At 71.8% G+C, this 25,109-nt stretch carries 24 protein-coding genes; 15 read left to right on the forward strand and 9 right to left on the reverse strand.

Annotated features, from left to right (window positions below):
* Positions 1–71: 71 nt before the first annotated feature.
* The gene (locus LJB74_RS08685) at positions 72–839 is read left to right on the forward strand and encodes an SDR family oxidoreductase (protein ID WP_259308151.1); all 768 of its coding nucleotides are present in this window, start codon (positions 72–74) and stop codon (positions 837–839) included.
* A gap of 194 nt (positions 840–1,033) precedes the next feature.
* On the opposite strand, the gene LJB74_RS08690 is transcribed toward LJB74_RS08685, so the two are convergent.
* From LJB74_RS08690 to LJB74_RS08705, 4 genes are all read right to left on the reverse strand, one after another.
* Positions 1,034–2,338, reverse strand: a complete 1,305-nt coding sequence (locus tag LJB74_RS08690; protein WP_259310320.1) for an APC family permease — start codon at positions 2,336–2,338, stop codon at positions 1,034–1,036.
* A 69-nt stretch (positions 2,339–2,407) separates the two neighbouring features.
* Positions 2,408–3,499, reverse strand: a complete 1,092-nt coding sequence (locus tag LJB74_RS08695; protein WP_259308152.1) for a PHB depolymerase family esterase — start codon at positions 3,497–3,499, stop codon at positions 2,408–2,410.
* A 40-nt stretch (positions 3,500–3,539) separates the two neighbouring features.
* Complete coding sequence (locus LJB74_RS08700; RefSeq protein WP_259308153.1) at positions 3,540–4,271, reverse strand: HAD family phosphatase; 732 nt, start codon at positions 4,269–4,271, stop codon at positions 3,540–3,542.
* The gene (locus LJB74_RS08705) at positions 4,256–5,305 is read right to left on the reverse strand and encodes a phosphotransferase enzyme family protein (protein WP_259308154.1); all 1,050 of its coding nucleotides are present in this window, start codon (positions 5,303–5,305) and stop codon (positions 4,256–4,258) included. Before LJB74_RS08705 ends, LJB74_RS08700 begins: the two co-directional genes overlap by 16 nt.
* Positions 5,306–5,643: 338 nt before the next feature.
* Between LJB74_RS08705 and LJB74_RS08710 the strand changes: the two genes are divergently transcribed.
* The 3 genes from LJB74_RS08710 to LJB74_RS08720 all read left to right on the forward strand — a co-directional run bounded on the left by LJB74_RS08710 (position 5,644) and on the right by LJB74_RS08720 (position 9,528).
* Complete coding sequence (locus tag LJB74_RS08710; RefSeq protein WP_396125221.1) at positions 5,644–7,140, forward strand: amino acid permease; 1,497 nt, start codon at positions 5,644–5,646, stop codon at positions 7,138–7,140.
* Between the two features lie 229 nt (positions 7,141–7,369).
* Entirely contained in the window at positions 7,370–8,752 is a 1,383-nt protein-coding gene (locus LJB74_RS08715; RefSeq protein ID WP_259308156.1) for an aspartate aminotransferase family protein, read from the forward strand.
* Positions 8,749–9,528: a GntR family transcriptional regulator gene (locus LJB74_RS08720; RefSeq protein WP_259308157.1), complete on the forward strand. Its 780-nt coding sequence runs from the start codon at positions 8,749–8,751 to the stop codon at positions 9,526–9,528. The genes LJB74_RS08715 and LJB74_RS08720 overlap by 4 nt, the downstream gene beginning before the upstream one ends.
* Before the next feature lie 42 nt (positions 9,529–9,570).
* On the opposite strand, the gene LJB74_RS08725 is transcribed toward LJB74_RS08720, so the two are convergent.
* A complete protein-coding gene (locus LJB74_RS08725; protein ID WP_259308158.1) occupies positions 9,571–10,623 on the reverse strand; it encodes a phosphotransferase enzyme family protein in 1,053 nt (350 codons plus the stop codon).
* A gap of 404 nt (positions 10,624–11,027) precedes the next feature.
* Between LJB74_RS08725 and LJB74_RS08730 the strand changes: the two genes are divergently transcribed.
* Entirely contained in the window at positions 11,028–11,189 is a 162-nt protein-coding gene (locus LJB74_RS08730) for a hypothetical protein (protein ID WP_259308159.1), read from the forward strand.
* Positions 11,190–11,227: 38 nt separating this feature from the next.
* Here the strand turns inward: LJB74_RS08730 and LJB74_RS08735 are convergent, their stop codons facing one another.
* Both LJB74_RS08735 and LJB74_RS08740 read right to left on the reverse strand, forming a co-directional pair.
* Positions 11,228–11,935, reverse strand: coding sequence for a class I SAM-dependent methyltransferase (locus tag LJB74_RS08735; protein ID WP_259308160.1), 708 nt, complete (start codon positions 11,933–11,935; stop codon positions 11,228–11,230).
* Between the two features lie 149 nt (positions 11,936–12,084).
* Entirely contained in the window at positions 12,085–13,074 is a 990-nt protein-coding gene (locus LJB74_RS08740) for a DMT family transporter (protein WP_259308161.1), read from the reverse strand.
* A 205-nt stretch (positions 13,075–13,279) separates the two neighbouring features.
* Between LJB74_RS08740 and LJB74_RS08745 the strand changes: the two genes are divergently transcribed.
* Positions 13,280–14,059, forward strand: coding sequence for a ZIP family metal transporter (locus tag LJB74_RS08745; RefSeq protein ID WP_259308162.1), 780 nt, complete (start codon positions 13,280–13,282; stop codon positions 14,057–14,059).
* A gap of 29 nt (positions 14,060–14,088) precedes the next feature.
* Positions 14,089–14,694, forward strand: a complete 606-nt coding sequence (locus LJB74_RS08750) for a GNAT family N-acetyltransferase (RefSeq protein ID WP_259308163.1) — start codon at positions 14,089–14,091, stop codon at positions 14,692–14,694.
* A 45-nt stretch (positions 14,695–14,739) separates the two neighbouring features.
* On the opposite strand, the gene LJB74_RS08755 is transcribed toward LJB74_RS08750, so the two are convergent.
* Positions 14,740–15,135 carry a hypothetical protein gene (locus tag LJB74_RS08755; RefSeq protein ID WP_259308164.1) on the reverse strand — a complete coding sequence of 132 codons (396 nt, stop codon included), beginning with the start codon at positions 15,133–15,135 and terminating at the stop codon, positions 14,740–14,742.
* 878 nt (positions 15,136–16,013) lie between these two features.
* Between LJB74_RS08755 and LJB74_RS08760 the strand changes: the two genes are divergently transcribed.
* From LJB74_RS08760 to LJB74_RS08785, 6 genes are all read left to right on the forward strand, one after another.
* On the forward strand, positions 16,014–17,117 hold the full coding sequence (locus tag LJB74_RS08760; RefSeq protein WP_259308165.1) for an LCP family protein: 1,104 nt from the start codon (positions 16,014–16,016) through the stop codon (positions 17,115–17,117).
* 130 nt (positions 17,118–17,247) lie between these two features.
* Positions 17,248–17,856, forward strand: coding sequence for a DUF1003 domain-containing protein (locus tag LJB74_RS08765; protein ID WP_259308166.1), 609 nt, complete (start codon positions 17,248–17,250; stop codon positions 17,854–17,856).
* Between the two features lie 117 nt (positions 17,857–17,973).
* On the forward strand, positions 17,974–18,804 hold the full coding sequence (locus tag LJB74_RS08770) for a ZIP family metal transporter (protein ID WP_259308167.1): 831 nt from the start codon (positions 17,974–17,976) through the stop codon (positions 18,802–18,804).
* 36 nt (positions 18,805–18,840) lie between these two features.
* Positions 18,841–19,590 carry a Sir2 family NAD-dependent protein deacetylase gene (locus LJB74_RS08775; RefSeq protein ID WP_259308168.1) on the forward strand — a complete coding sequence of 250 codons (750 nt, stop codon included), beginning with the start codon at positions 18,841–18,843 and terminating at the stop codon, positions 19,588–19,590.
* Positions 19,591–19,685: 95 nt separating this feature from the next.
* Complete coding sequence (locus LJB74_RS08780; protein ID WP_259308169.1) at positions 19,686–21,023, forward strand: phosphoribosyltransferase family protein; 1,338 nt, start codon at positions 19,686–19,688, stop codon at positions 21,021–21,023.
* Positions 21,020–21,394: a hypothetical protein gene (locus LJB74_RS08785; RefSeq protein ID WP_259308170.1), complete on the forward strand. Its 375-nt coding sequence runs from the start codon at positions 21,020–21,022 to the stop codon at positions 21,392–21,394. Before LJB74_RS08780 ends, LJB74_RS08785 begins: the two co-directional genes overlap by 4 nt.
* A gap of 159 nt (positions 21,395–21,553) precedes the next feature.
* Here LJB74_RS08785 and LJB74_RS08790 read toward each other — a convergent pair whose 3' ends face one another.
* Positions 21,554–22,282: a TetR/AcrR family transcriptional regulator gene (locus tag LJB74_RS08790; protein ID WP_259308171.1), complete on the reverse strand. Its 729-nt coding sequence runs from the start codon at positions 22,280–22,282 to the stop codon at positions 21,554–21,556.
* 253 nt (positions 22,283–22,535) lie between these two features.
* On the opposite strand from LJB74_RS08790, the gene LJB74_RS08795 reads away from it, so the two are divergent.
* Both LJB74_RS08795 and LJB74_RS08800 read left to right on the forward strand, forming a co-directional pair.
* Positions 22,536–23,540 carry an NAD(P)-dependent alcohol dehydrogenase gene (locus LJB74_RS08795; RefSeq protein ID WP_259308172.1) on the forward strand — a complete coding sequence of 335 codons (1,005 nt, stop codon included), beginning with the start codon at positions 22,536–22,538 and terminating at the stop codon, positions 23,538–23,540.
* Between the two features lie 132 nt (positions 23,541–23,672).
* Positions 23,673–25,091, forward strand: coding sequence for a serine hydrolase (locus tag LJB74_RS08800; protein WP_259308173.1), 1,419 nt, complete (start codon positions 23,673–23,675; stop codon positions 25,089–25,091).
* Positions 25,092–25,109 lie beyond the last annotated feature (18 nt).

A 25,109-nucleotide genomic window follows, 5' to 3' on the forward strand; every position in this document is an offset into this window, starting at 1 on the left:
AAGCGCTCGGCACGACGGCCACCCCTGTCCGCCGCGTGACATCGACAGCACGCGCTACGCAGACTGGCCGGGTGGAGACGGACATGGGACGGGTGGCCGTGATCGGCGCAACCGGCCGGGTCGGCCGCAGCACGGTCGACGCCCTGCGGGCGGCGGGTCGCGAGGTGACGGAGGTCGCGAGGTCGACCGGGGTGGACGTGGTCACCGGCGCCGGGCTGGATGACGCGCTGCACGGCGTGAGCGTCGCCATCGACGTGACGAACACACCGGCGACGGACCCCGCCACGGCGGTGGAGTTCTTCGCCACCGCGACCAGCAACCTCCTGGCGGCCGAGCTCCGCGCGGGGGTCCGCCACCACGTCCTGCTGTCGATCGTCGGGCTGGACCGCGCGAAAGGCACCGGGCACTACGACGGCAAACGCCGGCAGGAGCAGCTGGTCGAGGCCGGAACGGTGCCGTGGACCATCCAACGCGCGACCCAGTTCTTCGACTTCGCCGAAATGGTCGTCGGCTGGACCACCCGCGACGGCGTCGCAACCGTCGCACCGCTCCTGCTGCAGCCGGTCGCGATCGCCGACGTCGCCGCCGTCCTGGTCGAGGCCGCCGCCGGTCCGCCGCAGGGCAGGGCCGTCGACCTTGCCGGTCCCGAGCCGCTGGACCTCGTCGACATGGCCCGGCGCACCCTGACCGCTCGACGGGACCCGACCCGCCTGCGCGCGAGCTGGCGGGATGGGCCGTTCAGCCTTGCGATGGCCGGTGAGGGGCTTCTGCCTGGACCGGGGGTACGGCTTGGTCTTGTCACGTTCGACGACTGGCTCGCGGAGCAGACGTCGGGGTGACGTACGCACCAGCGGCGGCCACCGCGGGCCTGGTTCGCCGCGGACGAGTCACGGCAACTTCCTCGCCTGGGGCGACCATCGTCGCCAACCCGACATTGGTCGCCCCTCGCCCCTCGCGCACCCGATCGAACGGTCCCGTCGTGCGCACCCATCCACGCGACAGCTCCGACAGAGTCGGCCGACTCATCAACCGCTCAGCGCGGCCCGTCCGAGCGAGCCGGCCCGGACCGCGACCGCCGCGCAGACACCCGCGCCCACCGGTACCCCACACCGACAACCAGCACCCCCACCCCGATCCCAATCGCGGCCGGCGGCAACGTCGCCACGAGCGTCACGCACCCCACGGCCCCGAGCACCGGCAGCCACCGCGGGAACCGCCGCCGCTCACTCCCCTGCGTGAACGCGGCGAGGTTGGCGATCAGGTAGTAGGTGAGCACCCCGAAGGACGAGAAGCCGATCGCCCCCCGCAGGTCCACCGTGACCACCAGCACGCTCACGACGACGGCGAGGGTCGCCTCGGCGCGATGCGGCACCCGGTAGCGCGGGTGCACCGCGTCGAGCCAGCCGGGCAGGTCACGCTCACGGGCCATCGCGAGCGACGTCCGCCCGACCCCGGCGACCAGGGCCAGCAGGGCACCGAGGGACGCGGCAGCGCCACCGATGCGGACCACGACCGTCGCCCACGTCCAGCTCCCGGCGTCGACCGCGGCAGCGAGCGGCGCACGGGTGGCGGCGATCCCGTCGGGACCGAGCACTGCGAGCAGCGCGACCGCGATGACCGCGTACACGACGACCGTCAGGCCGAGCGCGAGCTGGATCGCCCGCGGGATCGTGCGCGACGGGTCGCGCACCTCCTCCCCCAGCGTCGCGATCCGCGCGTACCCCGCGAACGCGAAGAAGAGCAGCCCGGCCGACTGCAGGATCCCGTACCAGCCGTGGCCGCCCAGGTCGAGCGCCGTCACCCGGCCGAGGTCCGTGTGCCCGCCGCCGAGGCTCGCGGCGACCACCACGGCGAGCGCGACCAGCACGACCGCGACGATCACGCGCGCAAGCCGCGCCGTCCGGGTGATCCCGCGGTAGTTGACCGCCGCGAGCGCGAGCACCGCGACGACGGCCACCGGCCGCTCGGCGCCCGGAGCGGCGTACGCGGCGAACGTGAGCGCCATCGCCGCACAGCTCGCGGTCTTCCCGATGACGAACGCCCACCCGGCGACGAACCCCCACCACTCGCCGAGCTGCTCACGCCCGTAGACGTACGTGCCGCCCGACGTCGGGTACTGAGCCGCGAGCTGCGCCGACGACGTCGCATTGCCATAGGCGACGACGGCCGCGAGCGCGAGCCCGACGAGCAGCCCACCGCCCGCTGCGGCAGCGGCCGGCGCGAACGCCGCGAACACGCCCGCACCGATCATCGAGCCGAGCCCGATCACGACGGCGTCGGCGGTTCCCAGTCGGCGCGCGAGGGCGGGACGGTCTGCGGGTGGTGCGGCTCCGGACATCGGCGCCCTCTCGCTCAGGTCGGTGGACACGGCCGTCACGACGGGACGCTACCGGTCACCTCGACCGTGTCACGACAGCGTGTGCCCGCTGAAGAAGTCCCAGATGACCGAGGTCGCGTCGAGGGCCTGCGAGGGCGGGTCGGTCCCCAGGAGGCGCTCGGCGACACGGTTCGGCGTCGCACCCGGCCACTGGTGACCGGCGCCGTCGATCGTGATGAGCTCGACGGTGCGGCCGCTCGGGCAGGTTGCGATCGAGGTCGTCACCGAACCGGAGGTCGTGACCTCGGGCGCGGCGCAGCCGTCGATCTGCCGCCAGTGCGCGTTGACGGTCGCCACCGGGGGGCCGTCGACATGCGCGGGTCCGTCGCCCACTCCGCCGTCGTACCGGATGGTCTGGTCGGCGGTCCCGTGCACGTGGATCACCGAGGTGGGGGCCGGGTCGGGGCAGTCGGCGAGCTCGGTCGCGGAGTCCGGGCCGATCGCGGCGAACAGCGTCGTCCGGCAGGCGAGCGTGTACGCCATGATGCCGCCGTTGCTGATGCCCGTCGCGTAGACGCGGGCGGGGTCGATCGGCATCGACTGCTCGACCGCGTGGACCACGGCGGTCACGAATGCGACGTCGTCCACCCCGGTCCGGGAGGGGGTGCCGCAGCACCCGCCGTCGGTGTTCCACGCCCGGTCGAGACCGTCGGGGTAGACCACCACGAAGTGGCCCGCGTCGGCCTCCTGGTCCCAGTGATAGGCCTTCTCCGCCTGGTCGGCCGAGCCGAAGCCACCGTGCAGGAACACCACGAGCGGCGCCGGGCTCGCGACCTCGGCCGGTCGGTACACGCGGTACGTCCGGGTGGCGGCGTCGACGGTGAGCGACTGCGACGTGGAGCCGACGGGGATCGTCGGCGCGGCCGGGTTCGGCGTCGCCGGGCCGACCGGCGACGTACCACCCGCGGCGGCCCCACCGGGTGCGGCACTCGGAGCACCGCCGGGCACACCGGCAGCGACGGTCGCCACGGGGCCGTCGGGCGTGGTCGCACGGCACGCGGTCAGCAGCACCAGCGGGAGAAGGACGAGGGCGATGAGTCGGGCTGTGCGGGATCGGGCAACGTGGCGTCGGGGCACGTGGCGTCGGGCCGAGTGGAGTCGGGCCGAGTGGGATCGAGGCATGCGGCAAGTCCAGCGCGGTCGTGTCTACGCCAGATCAGGATCATGTTCGGGTCGTGTCAGGCCGCCCGAGCGCGCCGACCGCTGCGGCCGCCTCGGGCACCGGAGCGCCCAGCCGCTCGCGCAGCCCCGCGATCACGGGCCCGAGCCCGTCGACGCACTCCAGCACCAGGTCGACCCCACGGGACGCGGAGACCGGCTGGGACGGGTCGACGGCGTAGGTCCACGCGCCGCTGGCAAGAGCGGACGCAATCCCGGTCGGTGAGTCCTCGACGGCCACGCAGTCCTTGGCGTCGACCCCGAGCCGCTGGGCGGCGGTCCGGTAGGCCTCCGGGTGCGGCTTGCCGCGCTTCACGTCATCGCCGGTGACGAGCACCTGGATCGTGCCCGGTGGGGCGGCGCGCAGCACGAGGTCGGCCAGGCGCCGGTACGTCATCGTGACGAGGGCGACCGGCACGTCGGCGTCGCGCAGCAGCGTGAGCAGCTCTAACGCGCCCTCGCGCCACGGCAGGGCGTCGAGCATCGCCGCGCCGACACGCGCGTGGAGCTGGTCGACGATCCAGTCCTCGTCCTGCCCGACGCCGCGACCGCGCAGGTACGCGGCCACGGCGGGGATGGACCAGCCGACGATCTCCCGGTCGTCGAACGTGCTCCAGGGCCGCCCCTGGCCCTCGGCGAGGTGGCGCGCGGCAGCGGACCACAGCGGCTCGGAGTCCAGGAGCGTCCCGTCCATGTCCAGCAGGACGGCAGCCGGACGGGTCAGTCGAGCAGCCACGTGGGCGATCGCCGGTACTTCTCGGCCACGGCGAGCGTGCCGTCCTTCTGGGCCGTCCACAGCGCGGGCGGCAGGGCGTCCTCGCGGTGCGTCGTCGTCCAGCCGAGCATCTGCAGGCGTCGGATCATCGACAGCGCGCACGCAAGCTCCTCGTCGGTGCGGGAGAGCGGGCGGACCTCGGAGTAGCCCTCGACCCACTCCTGGGCCATCATCGGAGCGTCGTCGACGTGCTCCATGAAGGACAGTGCCGACGCGAAGTCGTACAGGTACCAGGAGTACCCGCAGTCGTCGAAGTCGATGACCGTCAGCGTGCCGTCGTCGATCATGATGTTCGACGGGCGCAGGTCCGCGTGGATCAGTCCCCAGTCGGTCGGGGTGCGCGGGGCGCCGGTGATCGTCGCGAGCGCGGACCGCTCGGCGGACTCCAGGAGCCCGCGCTCGGCGGCGGTGAACGGCACCTCCTGCCACATGCCCCAGCGGCACGTCGGGCCCACCATGTCGGCGGTGGCCCACGAGTGCCGGCGGAAACCGGTCGGCGGGGTCCACGAGCCTGCGTGGTCGTGCAGGTGGGCCGTCGTCCGCCCGATCTCGCGGTAGTACGGGACCGGGTCGGTGAAGTCCTCGAGGATGCTCCCGGCGACGTACGAGTAGCTCACGCAGGACCACGACATGCCGCCGTCGTCGGCGATCACCGCCACGTAGGAGCCGTCGACCGTGGGGATCCCCCGCGGCACGCGCACGTACTCGGAGCCCGCGAGCGCCGCCACCCACGCGACCTCCGACTCGAACTCGACCGACCCCGCCATGTAGCCGGGGCGGGCCACCCGGGTCACCGCGACCGGGATGCCACCGATCGCGACGAGGAACGTCGCGTTCTCCGACACGGTGATCAGGTCGACCGACGCGAGGGCCGGGTCCAGGTCCCACGCGCGGACGATCCCGGCGACGAGCCACCCGGGCGCGGACGTGCCCTTGGCGGAGGACTCGAAGAAGCCGGTCGCGGGCGCGGTCTCGACGAAGGGGTTGCTGGTCATCGTATTTCTCCCATCAAAAATGCTGCGCGATGGGGCCGGCGGTCACCTTGGAAGATAGACGCCTGCAGGCGCCCCGGCAAGGACTTCACGGGGTCTGCGCGGACTTCCGGGTCCTCCAGGACACTTGTTCACAAGCCATTAACATTCGGGGCTCCGGCGGTAACACAGATATTACATCCGGCGCTGTTCCCGGTCGGGGCCGGGCAGAACCATGGAGCCATCGGTACACGCGGGCTTGGCGGTCCGCTCCTGCACAGCTCCACCGGTGCGGCCCCAACGACGTCGTCCCACCGGCCCTCATCGACCGCACATGGGAGGCAGACGTGAGCCAGACGACGATGACCAGTGTCTCGGGGGTGACCTACGCCCAGGCCGAGGAAGGGTATTTCGAGAAGCGCGGCCTGGTGCGCTCCGCAGGATTCTGGGGACTCACCGGGATCGGGGTGGCCGCCGTGATCTCCGGGGATTTCTCCGGATGGAACGGTGGAATTGGGACGGCCGGGTGGGGAGGATTCCTCATCGCCACCGTCCTGGTCACGGTGATGTATTTCGGAATGCTGTTCAGCATCGGTGAGATGTCCGCGGCGATGCCGCACACCGGCGGCGCGTACTCGTTCGCACGTGCGGCGATGGGCCCCTGGGGCGGGTTCGTCACCGGGCTCGCCGAGTCCGTCGAGTACGTCATGACCACCGGGGTCGTCGTGTACTTCTCCGGTCAGTACGCCGACTCGATCGCGACCACGCTGTTCGGGGCGTCGTTGCCGGTCTGGGCGTGGTGGATCGTCATCTACGGGGTCTTCCTCGCCCTGAACACCTTCGGCGCCGCGACGTCGTTCCGGTTCGCGATCGTCGTGTCGATCATCTCGCTCGCGGTGCTGGCGATCTTCGGCATCGCCGCACTCGCCTCGAGCAACCTCGACCTCGGCAAGCTGTTCGACATCGCCCCCGACGCCGGGCAGAGCACGTTCCTGCCGCACGGCATCAGCGGGGTGTTCTTCGCGCTGCCGTTCGCGATGTGGCTGTTCCTCGGCATCGAGGAGCTGCCGCTCGCCGCCGAGGAGTCGCACACCCCGACCAAGGACATCCCGCGCGCCGGCTTCTGGGGCATGGTGACCCTGGTGATCAGTGGGCTCGTCGTCGTGGTGCTCAACCCCGCCGTCACCGGCGCGAACGCCCTGAGCAGCTCGGGTGAGCCGTTGCTCGACGGGTTCCGGGCAATCCTGCCGAACAGCAACATCGCGGCGGTGCTGTCCGCGTTCGCCCTCGTCGGTCTGCTCGCCTCGACGCAGGGGATCATGTACGCCTACGGCCGCAACATCTACTCGCTGTCACGGGCCGGGTACTACCCGAAGTTCCTCTCGCTGACCGGCACCCGCAAGACGCCGTGGGCCGCGCTCCTGATGGGTGCCGCGATCGGGTTCGCCGCGCTGTTCGTCGTCCAGTACGGCGTCGCCGCGGCCGGCAGCGTGGTGCTCAACATCGCCGTCTGGGGCGCCGTGATCGCCTACGTGCTGCAGATGGTCTCGTTCGTCCTGCTGCGCCGGAAGTTCCCTGCCGCGGTGCGGCCCTACACGAGCCCGACCGGCATCATCGGCGCGGTCGTCGCCGGTCTGCTCGCGGCGATGATCTTCGTCGGGGTCATGCTCAACCCCGACTACCGGCTCGCGATCATCGCGATCGCCGTGGTGTTCGCGATCGGCCTCGGCACGTTCGCGGTGTACGGCCGCAAGCGGCTGATCCTGTCCCCGGAGGAGGAGTACGCACTCAACGGTGGGCTCCAGGCCGAGGCGGACGCCGAGCTGGACGACGAGCTGGATGTGATGCTCACCCGGTGAGACCCGCGTGCACGGTGCGATCCGTGACGCCCCTGGCTCGAGCAGCGATGATGGGGCGTTCGAGGATCGCATCGTGCACGCCAGCCCTTCGGGGCCACGACGATCGCATCGCGCGCGCCCCTCGGGGCACGGTCGCGCGGTGCGGTCCCCTCGGACACCGAGGACCACACGACACACCCGGGCAGCACCTCCGCCGAGCCCGGTCGGAACCAGCACGAGGAGACCCACGGTGGCGACCCGCTCGACGATCATGGACACGAACAGCTTCCGGCCCGGCATGGCGGAGGCGCTGCCCGCACCGCTCCGTGAGCTGGCCGAGCGGCGGGAACGCGTGCTGGGGCCGTCGTACCGGCTCTTCTACCGCGAGCCCGTCCACCTGGTGCGCGGAGAGGCGGCGCACCTCTTCGACGCCGACGGGAACCAGTACCTCGACGTGTACAACAACGTCGCGTCCGTCGGCCACTGCCACCCGCGCGTCGTCGCGGCGATGACCGCCCAGGCGTCGACCCTCAACACGCACACGCGCTACCTGCACGAGGCGATCGTGCGGTACTCCGAGGACCTGCTCTCGACGCTGCCCGACGCGATCGACAAGGTCATGTTCATGTGCACCGGCTCCGAGGCGAACGACCTCGCGGTCCGCGTCGCGCAGGCCTACACCGGTGGCACCGGCGTGATCGTCACGTCCGAGGCGTACCACGGCAACTCGATGCTGACCTCGGGGATCTCCCCCGCGCTCGGGACCGCGCAGCCGCTCGGTCGCGACGTGCGGACCGTGCCCGCCCCGGACGCGGCGCGACTCCGGGCTGCGCTCGACGCGGCGGGCGCAGGTGCGACCGACCTGGGGACTCCGGACCTCGGGACGTGGTTCGCCGACCAGGTCGCCGCGCAGATCGCCGACCTCGAGCGTCACGGCACGCGCTTCGCGGCGTTCGTCGCCGACTCGATCTTCTCCTCCGACGGGGTCTTCCCCGACCCGGTGGGCTTCCTGGCTCCGGCGATCGAGGTCGTGCACCGCGCCGGCGGCGTGTTCGTCTCCGACGAGGTCCAGCCCGGCTTCGCGCGCACCGGCCAGACCTTCTGGGGGTTCGAGCGTCATGGCGTCGTCCCTGACCTCGTGACCATGGGCAAGCCGATGGGCAACGGCATCCCGGTCTCCGCGATGGCCGCACGCAGCGAGGTGCTGGCGGCGTTCGGCGACTCGATCCCGTACTTCAACACGTTCGGCGGCAACCCCGTCTCGATCGCCGCGGCCCAGGCCGTGCTCGACGTCATCCGCGACGAGGACCTCCAGCTCCACAGCGACCGCGTCGGGTCGCTCATGCTCGCGGGGCTGCGCGGGATGACTGCCGACCACCCGCTCGTCGGCGAGGTCCGCGGCGCCGGGCTGTACATCGGCGTGGACATCGTCACGGAACCCGAGTCACGGAACCCCGACCAGGCCACGGCCCTCGAGATCATCGAGAAGCTGCGCGAGCGCCGGGTGCTGACCTCGGTGTGCGGGGCCGGCGGCAACGTCCTCAAGCTGCGCCCGCCGCTCGCGTTCACCGACGCCGACCTCGCGACGTTCTTCACCGCCTTCGACGAGGTCCTGGCGACGCTCCGGACATGAGCACCCCGGTCGACCTGCTGTGCTCGCGGATCCGCTCGTTGATCCGCGAGCACGAGGTGCGCGCCGGGGACCGGATCGGCGACGAGCGCTCTCTCGCCGCCTCGCTCGGGGTTCCGCGGTCGCGACTGCGCCTGGCCCTCGACCGGCTCGAGGCCGACGGGGTCGTGCGACGGCGCATCGGTCGCGGCGGTGGGGTCGTCGCGTCGGACGGACGCCTGGAACGGAACCTCAACACGATCGAGGGACTGCCGGAGATCGCCCGCCAGCAGGGGGTGCGGCTCGAGACCCGTGTGCTGCGTGCCGAGATCGCGCAGGCCTCCGGCCAGGACCAGCGGCTCCTCGACCTCGCGCCGGGCGACCACGTGTACCGGCTCCTGCGGCTGCGCGTCGCCGACGGTCACCCGTTGTCGCTCGAGGCGACCCGGCTGCCGACGGTGCCCTTCCCCGACCTTCTCCAGCAGGACCTCTCGAGCCTGTACGCCCTGCTGCGTGCGCGCTACGGCGTCTCCCCCGGCTACAGCGACGAGACGCTCGAGCTCACGCTCGCCGACGACGAGCAGGCCCGCCACCTCGAGGTCGCGACCGGCACCCCACTGATCCACGTGCACCGCGTCACGACGGCCTCCGACGACCGGCCGATCGAGATCGGACGCGAGTACTTCGTCGGCGCGGACGTGCGCTTCCACCTCCGCAAGTACGGGTACGTGCGGCATGCGCCACGCTCGCACGACGGCGATCACCCCGACGGGGGCGAGCACCTGCACGACGGCGGGTGAGCACGGGAGGTCAGTCGTCCATCAGCTCAGTCGTCCATCAGCTCAGTCGTCCATCAGCCAGGTCGGCGACCGGAGGAACTTCTCGGCGACGACGAGCGTCCCGTCGCGCCGCGCGGCCCAGAGGTCAGCCGGCAGGGCGTCCTCGCGGTGGGTCGTCGTCCAGCCGAGCATCTGCAGGCGTCGGATCATCGACAGCGCGCACGCGACCTGGACGTCGGCGCGAGTGAGCGGGCGGACCTCCGCATACCCGTCGATCCACTCGTGGGCCATGGTCGGTGCGGCGTCGAGGTGCTCGACGAAGGACAGCGCCGCGGCGAAGTCGTACATGTACCAGCAGTAGCCGGAGTCGTCGAAGTCGATCACCGTCAGACCGGCCTCGTCGATCATGATGTTCGACGGGCGCAGGTCCGCGTGGATCAGCCCCCAGTCGTCGGGCGAGCGCACGACGCTGCCGAGCGTCGCGAGCGCGGTGAGCTCGGCGGACTTGACCAGGTCACGCTCGGCGGACCTGAAGGCGACGTCCTGCCACATGCCCCACCGGCACGTCGGCCCGACCATGTCCGACGTCGCCCAGGAGTGGCGGCGGAAGCCTGCGGGCGGCTCCCACGCGCCGGTGTGATCGTGCAGGTGGGCGGTCGTGCGGCCGATCTCGCGGTAGTACGGCAGCGGGTCCGTGACGTCCTGCAGCACGCCGCCGTCGACGTACGAGAAGCTCACGCACCACCAGCCGTGACCGCGGTCGTCGAGGATCACCGCGACGTACGAGCCGTCGTGCGTGCGGATCCCCCGCGGCACCCGGACGTACTCCGAGGTTGCGAGGGCCGAGACCCACGCGAGCTCGGACTCGAACTCGTCGGCGCTCGTCATGTAGCCCGGCCGCGCGACGCGGGTGACCAGCACGGGCACCCCTCCGGAGGACACGACGAAGGTCGCGTTCTCGGAGACCGCCGCCAGGACGACCGTCGTGCGTGCGGGATCCAGCTCCCAGGACTCGACGATCCCGGCCACCAGCCAGTCGGGCGCCTCGGAGCCCGCGGAAGAGGATTCGAAGAACCCCGTCCGGGCGCTCAGATCGACGACGCGGTGTGCACCCATGACCGACCTCCCCTCAGGAATGCTGCGAGACGGGCCAGGTGATGGTGACGAAACTAGGTGCGATCCGGGGGTGCGGCAAGGCCTGCAGGCCGCGATTTCCGCATTCTGGTACGACCGGGCGGAGTATTTACATGCCATTAACATCTGCGGCTGGATGAGCACCGCAAGCGGACATCGGGCGAGGTGGATGTCCGCCTCCAGGCGGCCGGCGCGGCTTCGGGCGAAGCGGCCTGCGCGCGGCGGTGCGCGGCGGTGCGCGGCGGCGGCGCGAGCACCGACGAGAGAGTCGCGAACCCATCCCCGGAATTCGGGAACTGAATTGTGCTGGCTCCGGGTGTCAAATATGAGAACCTGGAACGCGCTCACCGATTTTCGCCCGACAGCTCTGGAGTGGATCCATGTACATGGCAGGTGGTTTCGGGCTCGTCGCGCTCCTCATCCCTGTCGTGATGTTCCTGCTCGTGGTTCTCGTCCTGTACCTCGTGATCCGCCGAGCAGTCCGCGACGGCATTCGTGACGCGCGAGACGACCTTCCGCCGGGCCCGCGGCCGGGCGGCTGGGCCTGAGCGGGTCGCCGGCTGTCACGTGATCGAGGGCGGGGTCGTCAGCGCCGGAACAGACCGGCCCACAGGAAGTCCTCGCCGAACGTGTCGCTGTCGGCGGGTTGCGGGTGCATCCGTCGCAGCTCGAGCTCGGTGAGCCAGCCGAACGTCCGCCGGAGCTCGTCGGCGCTGTAGGCGAGACCACCACCGAGGTTGCCGTCCCGGTAGAGCGCGAGATCCGACTGCTCGGTGCCCATGCCACCGGCGGCGAAGCACGCCAGGACGAAGGTTCCCCCGGGGCGGAGCGTGCGCTCGAGGAGGGCGCGGTAGCTGATCCGCCGGTGCGGCGGGAGGTGGTGGAAGCAGCCGCTGTCGAGGACCAGGTCGTACCCGTCGGTCGCGACGTCAGGAGGGGGCCAGCCGAAGATGTCCGCCTGGACGAACGTGACGTCGACACCCGCCGTGTCCGCACGCTCACGCCCCCAGGCAAGGGCCTCGGCCGACAGGTCCAGCGCGTCCACCCGGCACCCGTGCTCGGCGAGCCACACGGCGTTGCGTCCCGGCCCGCACCCGAGCTCGAGCACACGCGCTCCCGGCGGGAGATCGAGCCTGCCGTCCCGGTGCCACTCGACCAGGCTCTCGTCGGGCGCACACCGGAAGAACGGGACGTCGCGTCCACGGTCGGTGTAGAAGCTGTCCCACCAGGCGGCGCCGGCACCGTCGGACCAGCGGTGGGCGCGCTCGTCGAACAGCGCGTCGAGCAACGTCATGACGTCTTCCACCGACTGGACCGAACGCCCTGTCACCAGCACCACACTCCGCTCAGAAAGTACCTTTGACGTGCGCAGATGCACTGCCCCAGTCTAGTCGGGAGACTCCCGCCGCACAGGCCCGCAGGCCCCTGATCGACCGGTTCTCGTCATCGCGACGGGCGCCGGGTGACCCACACGCCGACCAGGCACAGTCCGCCACCGAGCAGCGCGAGCACCGGCGGGACCTCGGCGAGCAGAGCCCAGCCGAGCAGGATCGCGACGGGCGGGACGAGGTAGGTGGTCGCACCGAGCCGGCCGGCGTTCGTGCGCGCGAGCGCGTAGCCCCAGAGCGTGAACCCGAGGGCCGTCGGTCCGAGACCGAGGTACACGACTCCGGCCGCGGATCCCGGACCGGCGGCGCCGAGCTCGGAGACCAGCTGGGGCGCGAACGGCAGGCACACCACCACACCGACCGTGCAGGCGACCCAGGTGACCATCAGGGACGACGACCGCGCGAGCACGGGCTTCTGCAGGATCACCGCCACCGCGTAGGCCACCGCCGCGACGACGCAGAGCACCACTCCCCACACGTCGGCCTGCGTGCCCGTCGACGTGGCGACGCCGATCACCACGACGCCGCCGAAGCCGATCACGCTGCCGACGATCAACGGGCGTGGGAACCCCTCCCCCAGCCGCATCCCGGCGAGCAGGGCGAGGAGCACCGGGCCGATGTTCACGAGCATCGCCGCGGTCCCGGCGTCGACGCGATGCTCGGCCGCGTTGAGCGCCACGTTGTAGATCGCGAACCACAGCACGCCGATCGCGACCAGCCGCGGCCAGTCGGCGCGACGGGGCCACACCTCGCGCCGGGTCAGCAGCACCGCACCGAGGACGAGGCTGCCCACCGTCAACCGCCCGAGCGTGAGCGCACCCGGGGACACCGTCGGCCCGAGGTGACGGATCGCCACGAACGCCGACGCCCAGAGCAGTATCGTCACCGCCATCGCCGCGACGGGCAGGAGCGCGACGGTCCGCACCGACCGTGATGGGGCCACGCCGCGGTGCTTGTCAGGTCCGCTGTGCTTGTCAGGCCCGGCCTGCTCGACGTGTTCGGTCTGCTCGACGGGTTCGGCCGACCCGAGGCGCTCGGTGCTCATGGGAGGACGGTACGGCCCGGCACCGACACCGCGCCGCCCCGTCGGTGCCACAGGTCGCCGACATCCGGCCATCGCCGCGCGCCGTCGCCCGACGCCGCCGTCGCACCCGGTGAGGAATGACGCCGCCCCGGCGCGCGTTGCGTGCCAGTGGGCGCCCGCGACCGCATCGGTGCACGTCAGGTCGCGTCAGGCAAGATGACGACACGTGCGACGGTCCCGCCCGTCGCGTGCCGACAATGCGGAGGAGTGGTCCGTCGTGGTGGTGCTGTTCGCCTTCGGGTCGTTCGTGACGACCCTCCTCGGAGGCCTGACGGCGCTGCGGGTACGTGACTACCGGCACCTGATGCTCGGCCTCGCGGCCGGACTGATGCTCGGGGTCGTCGGGCTCGACCTGATCCCGGAGGCCCTCTCGCAGGAGCCCCGTGTGGTGTTCGGCGTGCCGGCGCCGTTGCTGACGTTCGTCCTCGGCTTCCTGGTGCTGCACGTGATCGAGCGGACCCTCGGCATCCACCGCGGCCACGAGCACGAGTACGCGGAGCACTCCCACGCACCCCAGGTCGGGCTGCTTGCGGCGTCGGGCCTGGTCGGGCACAGCGTCATGGACGGGTTCGCGATCGGCGCCGCGTTCCAGGCCGGCAGCACGGTCGGCATCGTCGTGGCCCTCGCGGTGATCGCGCACGACTTCGCCGACGGGTTCAACACCTACACGATCACGTCGCTGTACGGGAACACGCACCGGCGCGCACTGACGCTCCTCGCCGCCGACGCGATCGCGCCGGTGCTCGGCGCCTCGATCACGCTCGCGTTCATGATCCCCGCGCCGGTGCTCGGGTTGTACCTGGGGTTCTTCGCCGGCTTCCTGCTGTACCTCGCGACGTCGGACATCCTGCCGGAGGCCCACGCGAGCCACCCGACCCGGCTGACCGTGCTGTCGACGATCGTCGGCGTCGGCTTCATCTGGCTGGTCGTCGGGCTCGCCAGCTGAGGCGCGGCGGCGCACCCCAGAATGGTGACGTGACCAGCCCCTCCACCGCTCGCCGTACCGCCCGGCTCCGACTGGACCCGCTCACCCCCGCGGATGCGGAGGACGTCCTCCGGGTCTACGGGGACCCGGACACCTGGCGACACCTGCCCGAGGGTCGTTTCACCGGGATCGACCAGGCGCTCGAGCACATCGAGGGCTCCGAGCGCAGCCTTCGCGAGCACGGGCTCGGCACCTGGGCCGTCCGCGTCGACGTGGCAGGAGCGGACGCATCACTGCCGGAAGGGGCCTTCATCGGCTCAGGCGGGCTCCGATACCTCGACGACGGGGACGTCTGGAACCTCGGCTACCGGCTGGAACCGCGCGCCTGGGGACGGGGCCTCGCCACGGAGATCGCCGTCGCCACCCTCGAGGCAGCGGCAGAGGTCGCCCCGCACGTCCCGGTCACGGGACGAGTCCTCTCGAACAACCCGGCATCCGTCGCGGTGCTGGAGAAGCTCGGGTTCACGCTCGTCTGGGAGGGACCCCGGGCGAACGTCCCTACCCCAGAGGACGGCAGCACGCCTCCGCTGCGCCGGGTCTACTCCGACCGCGCGCTGACCCCCACCGCCTACGACTGGTTGGTCGCCCACGCCTAGAACCTGAGGAGTGTCGCGATCCGGGCGGGGATGGCGACGAGGTCGTCACGCGCGACCTGTTCCACCGATCCCGACCTGACGCAGCGCTGCGACCGCAGCCGCCGCGCCGGCGAGCCCGAGACCCACGACTGCGGCCACGACTGCGATCCACGCGTCCACCTGCGCCGCCCACAGCACCGCGCCGAGGAGGGCAACAACGGCTCCCCCGACGGTGAGCGTGTGTGCATGCCGGTCACCGCGCCCCCACCATCTCGCGGCCAGGACAGCGACGAGAACCGCCCACGCGAGCGTCGGCAGGGCGAACGGCCACGGACTGCCCGAGCGCGCCACGTCGTCAGCCGTCGCCAGCCCGAACGCCAGGAGCGCGAGCGAACCCAGAATCGCCAGGCGGGCCTCGAAACCGGCCTTCGAGGCCCCGGCGCGCGTGCTTCGTCGAATCACGTGGACACCCCCTGATCACGTGGACCTCTGAACGCCAGCACCATATGCCACCCACCGTCGTCCTTCCCGAGGACGGCGGCTGGCACGCCGATCCCGATGTCGAAGCTCGCGGGCTGCACGATTCCTCCACCGTCCGTCCGCCGTGGCATCCCCGCCTGCGGACAGACGCTTCGTAGCATCCCGGCATGGACTCTCGCCGCCCGGACGCCGTTGATCCGACCGCCACGGCCGGTGGACCGCGATGAGCGACGACGACACGCCGGCCGGACGGTCCGGAAGCCGCGCGCGCCCCGGGGGTCCGGCTCGACGCGTCGGCTCGACGGGCCGCACGCCCGCACGCCCGGTGCCACCGAGCTTCACCCCGCAGCACCCGGCGGCACCACGGCCGACGCCACCCCCCCACAGCTGGGGACGACGACGCGATCACGATCGTGCCCGGTCGCGCGACCCCGGAGCGGGCGACGCCGAGCCGTGCGAGGCCAGCACGACCAGTACCAGGCGGGTCGAGGCCGGCACGACCGGTACCGGGCCGGTCGACGCCTGTCCGGTCCACGTCGGCACAACCCGCGTCGGCACAACCTGCGCCGACGCGATCGGAGCCAGGGCGGCCGATCCCGCAGCGGTCGGCGACACCGGCCGGACGACGCCCGGCCGCGGCGCGGACGGGGTCACGTCCACCGGCGTCCGCTCGCGCGCCTCACCGTCGCCGCCGGAAGGTCGTTGCGATCGTCGCCGGCGGCGTCGCCCTGCTGCTCGGAGGGGCCGGCGTCTTCGCGGTCTCCACGTACCTCGACCTCTCGAACGGGATCCACCGCTCGAGCCTCAGCGCTCTCGCGAGCAGCGTCCCCCAGCACACCGGTGAGACGAACATCCTGGTGATGGGGCTGGACAGCAGGCTCGACGAGAACGGGAACCCGCTCCCGGCCAAGGTGTACAGCGCACTGCAGGCGGGCAACCAGTCCGACGGCGGCTACAACACGAACGTCCTGATGCTCCTTCACCTCCCCGCCGGCGGCGGCAAGGCGGTCGGCATCTCGATCCCTCGGGACGACTACGTCGCCCTCCCCGGGCACCCGGACGGCACCTCGATGGCGAAGATCAAGGAGGCCTACGGGCTCACGCTCGACCAGAAGCTCCGGCAGCTCGTCAACGCCGGAGGAATCTCCCATGCGGACGCCTACCAGCAGGCGCGGGCCGCGGCACGTCAGGCGGAGGTCGCGACCGTCTCGGCGTTCCTCGGCGGGGTCCCGATCAACCACTTCGTCGAGGTGACGATGGCGGCGTTCTACCAGGTCGCACAGGCCGTCCAGCCGATCACGGTGTGCCTCGACGAGGCCACGAGCGACACCTTCTCCGGTGCGAACTTCCGCGCGGGCGTCCAGCAGCTCAGCGCGTCGCAGGCCGTGAGCTTCGTGCGGCAGCGACGCGACAACACCCACCCCAACCTCGACTTCACGGACCTCGACCGCGAGCGTCGGCAGCAGGCGTTCATCATCTCGTTGGCGTACAAGCTCAAGCAGGCCGGCACGTTCACGAACCTCGGGACGCTGCGCTCGCTGATCGACACGGCCAAGCAGAACATCGCCCTGGACTCCGGGTTCAACCTCCTGAGCTTCGCCGGTGAGGCCTCGAAGCTCGCGGGCGGGAACCTCAGCTTCACCACCCTGCCGATCACCGGGTTCGGCGTCCGGAACGGGCAGGACGTCAACCTCGTCAACCTCGCCCAGATCCGTGCGGAGACGGCACGGCTGCTGTCCGGCACCCCCGCACCGTCGTCCGCTGCGGCCGGGACCTCGACCGGCTCGGGCGGGAAGAGCACAGGCGGGGCCGGCACGGGCTCGACCCGAGCGGGCACGACCGGCACGACGACGAGCACGTCGCACGGCACGACCGGTGCCGCCGCGAGCTCGTCGGCAGCTCAGGGTCCCGACGCCGCGACGTCGACCCCGCTGCAGTCCTCGGGCATCCCGTGCGTCAAGTGACCGCCTGCGCCACCGCACGCTCCACCCGTCCGAGCCGGCCGAGACGGCTGCCCGACCCGCCGGATCGGGTCCGCACCCGGTCGAGCGCGCCTGGCAGCCGGTGGATCGGTGGCGGTCATAGCCTGCGGGCATGACCGACAGCACCGACCCCACCGGGTCACCCGCGTCACCCGCGTCGCCTGCGCCCACCAAGCCGTCGACGTCAGCCGCGTCGGCGATCTTCACTCACGTCCCGCACCCGCGGATCGCCGCCCGCAAGGCGTCCGGCCCCGCGAAGACCTCCGAGCTGCGCGTCAAGGGCAAGGGCCCGATCGGCCGGTTCAACGCCAAGGTCGGCGTCGGCATCACGCTGGCCGTCGGCACGATGTGGACCGCGTACCTGTTCACCGTGCTGGCCCTGATCTCCCTGCCGGCCGCGGTGCGGTCCCACGACACGATCATCCTCGTCGCGTGGATCGCCCAGACGTTCCTGCAGCTCGTGCTCCTGCCGATCATCATCGTCGGCCAGAACGTGCAGGCCGCGGCCGCCGACCAACGGGCCGAGGACACGTACAAGGACACCGAGGCGATCCTGCACGAGACCCTGCAGCTCCAGGCCCACCTGCAGGCGCAGGACGCGATCATCGCGCGACTGCTCGAGGCCGCGGCCCTGTCGCCCACGCCGGCGGACGCGCCGTCGGTGGCAGCTTCGCCCGACGTCGCGTCGCCCACCGGTCCGGGGACCGCGATCGAGCCCTGACCGCCCGAGGAGCAGCGATTGGAAGTTAGGGTTACCTAACCTGTACGGTGTCGATCGATCGCCCGGGAGTCCGGAGCGACCCCGCTCGGACACCCCCACAGGACAGGAACCCTCCCGATGACCTCGACCTCGATCGCCGCACTGGGTGCCGTCGCGGGCGTCACGATCTTCTTCGGACTCCCCATCGGCCGGGTGCGCACCGCGATGCCGCGCACCCGCGCCCTGCTCAACGCTGCGGCCACCGGGATCCTGATCTTCCTGGTGTGGGACGTGCTCACGCACGCGTGGGAACCCGTGGACACGGCCCTCGCCGCGCGCGACCTGCGGACCGCCGGCATCGACGGCACCGTCTTCGCGCTGGCTCTCACGCTCGGGCTCATGAGCCTGGTGTACTTCGACCGCTGGCGCGCCGGCCGGGTCACGACGCCGCTCTCCCCCGGGCCCGGCGCCGCAGCCGTCGGTCAGCTCACGGACCTCGCACCCGGTGCGGTGCGGGCCCAACGGCTCGCGATGATGATCGCGGTGGGCATCGGCCTGCACAACTTCGGCGAAGGCCTCGCGATCGGCAACAGCGCCGCCTCCGGGGAGCTGCAGCTCGCGGTCCTGCTGGTGATCGGGTTCGCGCTGCACAACGCGACCGAGGGCTTCGGGATCGTCGCCCCGATGGCCGCCGAGGGGTACCGGCCGACCTGGGCGCAGCTCGGGCTCCTCGGACTGATCGGTGGCGGTCCGACGTTCGTCGGCACGCTCGTCGGGCAGAGGTTCGTCAGCGACCTCACGTCGATCGCGTTCCTGGCACTGGCCGCGGGCTCGATCCTGTACGTCGTGATCGAGCTGCTCGCCGTCGCCCGCCGGATGGGCCGCAAGGAGCTCACGACCTGGGGCATCGTCCTCGGCGTGATGCTCGGCTTCGCGACCGACGCGATCGTCACGGCCGCCGGGGCCTGAGCAGCCGGGCCGGCGCACGGGCGTAGCGTCGAGCCTGTGGAACCTGCTCCTTCGCACGACGGTCACCACCCCCAGGTCACGGTTCTCGCCGGTGCCGGGATGTCCACCGGCTCGGGCATCCCGGACTTCCGCGGGCCCGACGGCGTCTGGACGCGCGACCCCCTCGCAGCCCGCCTCCTGGACCTCGACTGGTATGTCACGGACCCGGCCATCCGCCGTCGCACCTGGCAGATGTGGCGCGAGAGCCCGGTGTGGACGGCTGAGCCGACCGCCGCGCACCGCAGCCTCACCCAGCTCGCGGCGGCCGACGCCCTGCGCGCCGTCTGCACCCAGAACTTCGACGGTCTTCAGCAGCGCGCCGGGACCTCCCCGGAGGCGGTCCTCGAGCTGCACGGAAGCCTCACCGGCACCCGCTGCCTGGACTGCGACGCCCGGCAGCCCACCGTCGACGTGCTGGCCCGCCTCGACACGGATCCCGACCCGCACTGCGCACGCTGCGGTGGGCTGCTGGCGACCGACGTCGTGATGTTCGGCGAGGCGCTGCCCACCGGCGTTCTCGAGGCCGCGGTGGAGGCCGCGACGTCCTGCGAGGTGTTCATCGCCGTCGGCTCCACCCTCAAGGTGCAGCCTGCGGCGAGCCTCACTGCGATGGCCGCCGAGGCCGGTGCGCACGTCGTGATCGTCAACGCCGACCCGACTCCCTACGACCGCCTCGCCGACGAGGTGGACCGTCGCCCGATCGACCAGGCGCTCCCCGAGCTCGTCGAACGGCTGCTGAGGGCCTGACCTTCACCTGGTCCCGCGTTTGCCGAGTCATGGGCCGGGGGACACGATGGACATGACTCCCGACCGCAGGATCGGGGGCGTGCGAGAGCACGGTGATGACGATGTTCACGGATCGCACCGACGCGGGACGCCGACTCGCCCAGCGGATGAAGCCCCACCGCGGTGAGGACGTCGTCGTCCTCGGCCTCCCCCGGGGCGGGGTCGTCGTCGCCTACGAGGTCGCCCACGCGCTCGGCGCACCCCTCGACGTGATCGTCGTGCGCAAGCTCGGGGTGCCGTACCAGCCCGAGGTCGCGATGGGCGCGATCGGCGAGGACGGCGTCCGGGTGATCGACCACGACACCGTCGCCCACGCCGGCGTCACGGACAGCGAGCTCGAGACGATCGAGCGGCGCGAGCGCACGCTGCTCGACGCGCGCGTGCAGCACTACCGCAAGGACCACCCGCGCATCGACCTGACCGGACGGGTCGCCCTGATCGTCGACGACGGCATGGCGACCGGAGCGACGGCCCGCGCCGCCTGCCAGGTCGCCCGCGGCCTCGGTGCCGCGCAGGTCGTGCTCGCGGTGCCGGTCGCGTCCTGCGGGGCGATCCGATCGATGACGGACGCGGACGAGGTCGTGTGCCTCGCCGCCCCGCACCCGTTCATCGCCGTCGGTGCGTCCTACGACGACTTCACCGCGACGACCGACGAGGACGTCGTCGTGCTCCTCGACCTCGCCGCACGCCGCGAGCCCGAGCAGCCCGGTCCCGTCGCCCAGCGGTCCACCGACACCGAGGTCCTGATCCCCGTCCCGGGCCATCCCCTGCACGGCGACCTGCACCTGCCGGGAAGTGCGCGCGGCGTCGTGCTGTTCGCGCACGGCAGCGGGAGCAGCCGGCACAGCCCGCGGAACCACTTCGTCGCGTCCGTGCTGCACCGCGCGGGCGTCGGCACGCTGCTGATGGACCTGCTCTCGACCGACGAGGAGCTCGACCGGTCGAACGTGTTCGACGTCGTGCTGCTCGCCAACCGTCTGGCCGCCGCGACCAGGTGGCTACGCGGACGACCTGAGGTGCACGGGATCCCGATCGGCTACTTCGGCGCAAGCACAGGCGCGGCCGCGGCGCTGTGGGCCGCGTCGGACCCGACGCTCGAGGTCCGCGCGATCGTCTCGCGCGGCGGGCGACCCGACCTCGCCGCGTCACGCCTCGCCGGGGTCACGGCACCCACGCTGCTGATCGTCGGCGCCGCGGACACCGAAGTCATCGGCGTCAACCGCGAGGCGCAGGAGCACCTGCGCTGCCCGAACGAGCTCGTGCTCGTCCCCGGCGCGACGCACCTGTTCGAGGAACCCGGCACGCTCGCCAAGGTCGCGCTGCTCGCGAGCGACTGGTTCACCGCCCACCTCGCCCCTGACAGCGCCCCCTCCCACGCGAGCCGACAACCGTGAGCGCCCAGAGCGCCGGACCGACCCACACCCACGTCCCCCTGACAGCCTCGCGCTGGGCGCAGGGCTCCTTCTGGGCGCTCGCCGTCTTCGCCTTGTGGACCGTCGCGTTCGTCGTGGCGAGCGGGCCGCTGGCGCAGGTGCTCGGATCCGACGTCCAGCCGACCGGCGAGGTCGCCTACATCGAGGGGTGGGCGCCGTGGATCGGGATCACCGTGCTGTGGGTGCTGCCGCTGCTGGTCGGGATCGCCCTCGGCGTCGTCGCCCGCGTGCGCGGCTGCGGGACGATCGCCCTGGTCGGCATCGGGATGAACGTCGCCGTGCTGCTGTTCGTCGTCGTCCCGGCGCTCGTTGACCGGATCCTGACCCTGTGATCGGAGCTGTCCCTCTCGGGGCAACCGTGCCTGCGGGGACCGTGAGGACGGCCGTCGGCACGGCCTGCAGGAGCGATCTGACCGACGAGGACGAGCGCATCCCCGACCGCCAGCAGGAGCCACGCACGGCGTCGTGAGGACTTGACGTGAACGTGGCGATCAGTGGTCCGTCGAATGCCGGGGCGCGGAGGCGGACGCGGACGAGCCCGCAAACCGGGCCTCGCGACGGGCTGCCGCGTCGATCCCGTCGAGCAGCAGGTCGAGGTCGACGTCAAACGACGCCCCGAACGAGTACCCCGGCTGCAGCACGTGCTGCATCGTGAACTCGGCGAGGTGCGGGTACTCGCCGACCGGGAAGGCCTGCACGAGCTGGTCGGCCAGCTCGCCGATCTCGCCCCCTCCGCCGGACGGCAGGGCTGCCTCCTGGAGCGCGAAGCCGTAGACGAACGCGTCGAGGAGCGCGTACGCATGGGCGGTCAGCTCCCAGGAGAAGCCGCCTCGGCGGAGGCACCCGAGGACGGCGTCGTGGTGGTGCAGGGTCGCCGGCCCGGGAGACGTGCGCGACTCGAGCAGGGGGACGGCCCAGGGATGGCGCCGCAGCACCTCGCGCGCCGAGGAGCACCGGTGCCGCATCGCGTCCTTCCACGACCCGTCCAGCGGGGGGTCGTCGATCTCGCCGAACACGAGGTCGACGACTCCGTCCAGGATCGCCTCCTTGGCGGGCACGTAGTGGTAGAGCGTCATCGGCTTGACCTCGAGCTCGGTCGCCAGCCGGCGGATCGTCAGCGCCTCGATGCCGATCCGGTCGGCGAGCGCGACCGCCGTCTCCAGCACCCGGGTACGCGTCAGCCTCCCCCGGGCCGCGTCTCGTGCGTCGGTCGTGGTCATCGCGCTCCGGTTCTCGATCGGCTGTTGACGTTCGTACTAAGTGCGCCTACTGTCGAGCCTACCACTCGTACTAAGTACGAACGACGCCAGGAGGAACGACATCGTGACCTCGCACGAGCACACCAGGGGCGCGGCCCGGCCGGGTCCCGCCACACTCGACCCGACACCGCAGGCACCAGCCGTATCGACAGCGCCCACGCTGCTCACAGGACAGACAGCGCCCACGGAGCCCACGGTGCAGACGGTGCAGACGGTGCCCACAGTGCCCAGCCACATGCGGGCCGTGACCCAGGACCGGTACGGCGACGCAGGCGAGCTGCGGGTCGGCGACGAGCCGACCCCGACTCCTGGCCCCGGGGAGGTCCTTCTCGAGGTCCACGCAGCCGGCGTCGACCGCGGCGTCTGGCACCTGATGACCGGCCTGCCCTACCTCACCCGCCTGATGGGCTACGGCCTGCGCCGGCCCGCACAGCGGGTGCCCGGCATGGACGTGGCCGGGCGCGTCGTCGCCGTCGGGGAGGACGTCACCGACCTCACGATCGGTGACGAGGTCCTCGGGATCGGCATCGGGACCTTCGCCGAGTACGCCCGTGCGCGGGCGGACAAGCTGGTCCGCAAGCCGGCCGGTCTGCCGTTCGACCAGGCGGCCGTCGTGGCCATCTCCGGGCTCACCGCCCACCAGGCCCTGCACAAGGTCGGCCAGGTCCGCGCCGGGCACACGGTGCTCGTGCTGGGAGCCTCCGGCGGCGTCGGCAGCCACGTCGTCCAGCTCGCCCGGGCCGCAGGCGCGGAGGTCACCGGCGTCGCCAGCGGAGCGAAGGCCGACCTCGTGCGCGAGCTCGGCGCGCACCGGGTCCTCGACCACACCACCACCGACCCCACCGACGGCTCCGCGCAGTACGACCTCATCATCGACACCGGCGGCCGGACCCCGGTGCGACGGCTCCGCCGGGCCCTGACCCGCACGGGCACCCTCGTGATCGTCGGCGGGGAGGGTGGCGGCAGGTTCACCGGCGGCTTCGGGCGTCAGCTGCGCGCCCTGGCCCTCTCGCCGCTCGTCAGCCAACGCCTCACGATCGTCATGTCCGTCGAGCACCGGGACGGTCTCGAGCCGCTGCGGGCCGCCATCGAGGCGGGCGAGCTGACCCCGGCCGTCGGGCACACCTACCCCCTCGACCAGGTCCCGCGGGCCATCCGCGACCTCGCCGAGGGTCGCGCCCGCGGCAAGTCCGTCGTCCACATCCGTCCGGCGTGCTGACCCGGCATCGACCCCGCGCCAGGAGCTCTCGGTCTCGCGCGACGGGTTCCGAGGCGGTTTTGGTGCTCGCTCGTCCCGGATGGGTGGGACGCGAACCGCGTGCACGCAGGCGACCTCAGGAAGGCTGACATCGTGCGGCACCTTCTCGCAGTCCTCGCTCTCGGCCTCGTCTCCGTCCTGCCAGGAAGCGCACCCGACGGATCGATCGAGGACGTCATCGACCACGAGCTGCCCGCGTCCGGCGTGCCCGGCCTGGCATACGCCGTGGTGGCCGACGGCGAGACGACCGCCGTCGGGACACGCGGCGTGGTCACGATCGGCAGCGGGATCGACGTCACGCCGGACACGACGTTCGTGATCGGCTCGATCTCCAAGAGCTTCACCGCGCTGGCCGTCATGCAGCTGGTCGAGGCGGGCGACGTCACCCTCGACGGCGCGATCTCGCAGTATCTCGACAAGTTTTCCGGACGGCCCGCCGGACCCGTCACGATCCGGCAGCTACTCAGCCACACGAGCGGCTTCTCCACGCTGCAGGGCAACAGCAGCACCGCCTCCGTCGACCCGAACGCGCCGGACGCGCTCGAGCGTTCCGTCGACGCACGTGCCGGGGAGGTTCCGGCCGGCCGCCCCGGCGAGACGTGGGAGTACTCGAACCTCAACTACCAGATCCTCGGCCGACTGATCGAGGCCGTGAGCGGGCAGGACTACCAGACCTACGTGACGGCCCACATCCTCGAACCGGTCGGCATGGACCACAGCTTCGTCGCCGACGGGACGACCCACAGCTCCATGGCGACCGGGCACACCCCATGGTTCGGGACGAAGCGACCGCTCACCGACAGCCCGCCCGGTCGCGCCACAGCCCCCCAGGGCGGGATCATCGCCACCGCCGGCGATCTCGCGCTCTACATGCAGATGATGCTGAACGGCCAGGACGACGTGCTCAGCGCCGCAGGCAAGGCGCAGATGATGCGCCCGGCCAGCGCAGCATCGCCGGGCTACGGCCTCGGCTGGTACCTCGACCCGGGCAACGGAAGCGTGTGGCACACCGGGTCGAGCCCCGGGTTCGAGTCGTTGGCATGGATGATTCCCGCACAGAAGAAGGGGGCAGTCGTCCTCGTCAACGCCGTCGGTGGAATCGGCTTCGGGGAGACGACCGAGCTCCGCACCGCGATCGCCGCCAGAGCACTGGGGGTCGACTACGCCGGCGAAGGCTCCCGCCTGCCCCAGAAGGCCCTGTTCATCGGCCTGGTGCTCCTGCCGGTCGTCTACCTGCTCAGCATGATCTGGGCCTGGCGCCACCGCGCCGCGATCCGCGCCAAATCGGGGGTCGCCGGCCGATTCAGCCTGTGGTTCCCGCTGCTCACCACGCTGGCCGCCGCAGGGTTCATCCTCGTTCTGGTGCCACGCCTGTTCGGCTCACCGCTCGCCCACCTCAGCCTGTTCCTGCCCGACTTCGTCCTGGCGCTCGTCGCCACCGCCGTCACGGGCGTGCTGTGGGCCGCGTTCCGGCTCGGGGTGGCGTACACCGGTCGATCCCGCACCGTCTGACCGCCGGCGAACCCGCGC

The organism is Cellulomonas sp. P24 (assembly GCF_024704385.1).
Lineage (GTDB): Bacteria > Actinomycetota > Actinomycetes > Actinomycetales > Cellulomonadaceae > JAJDFX01.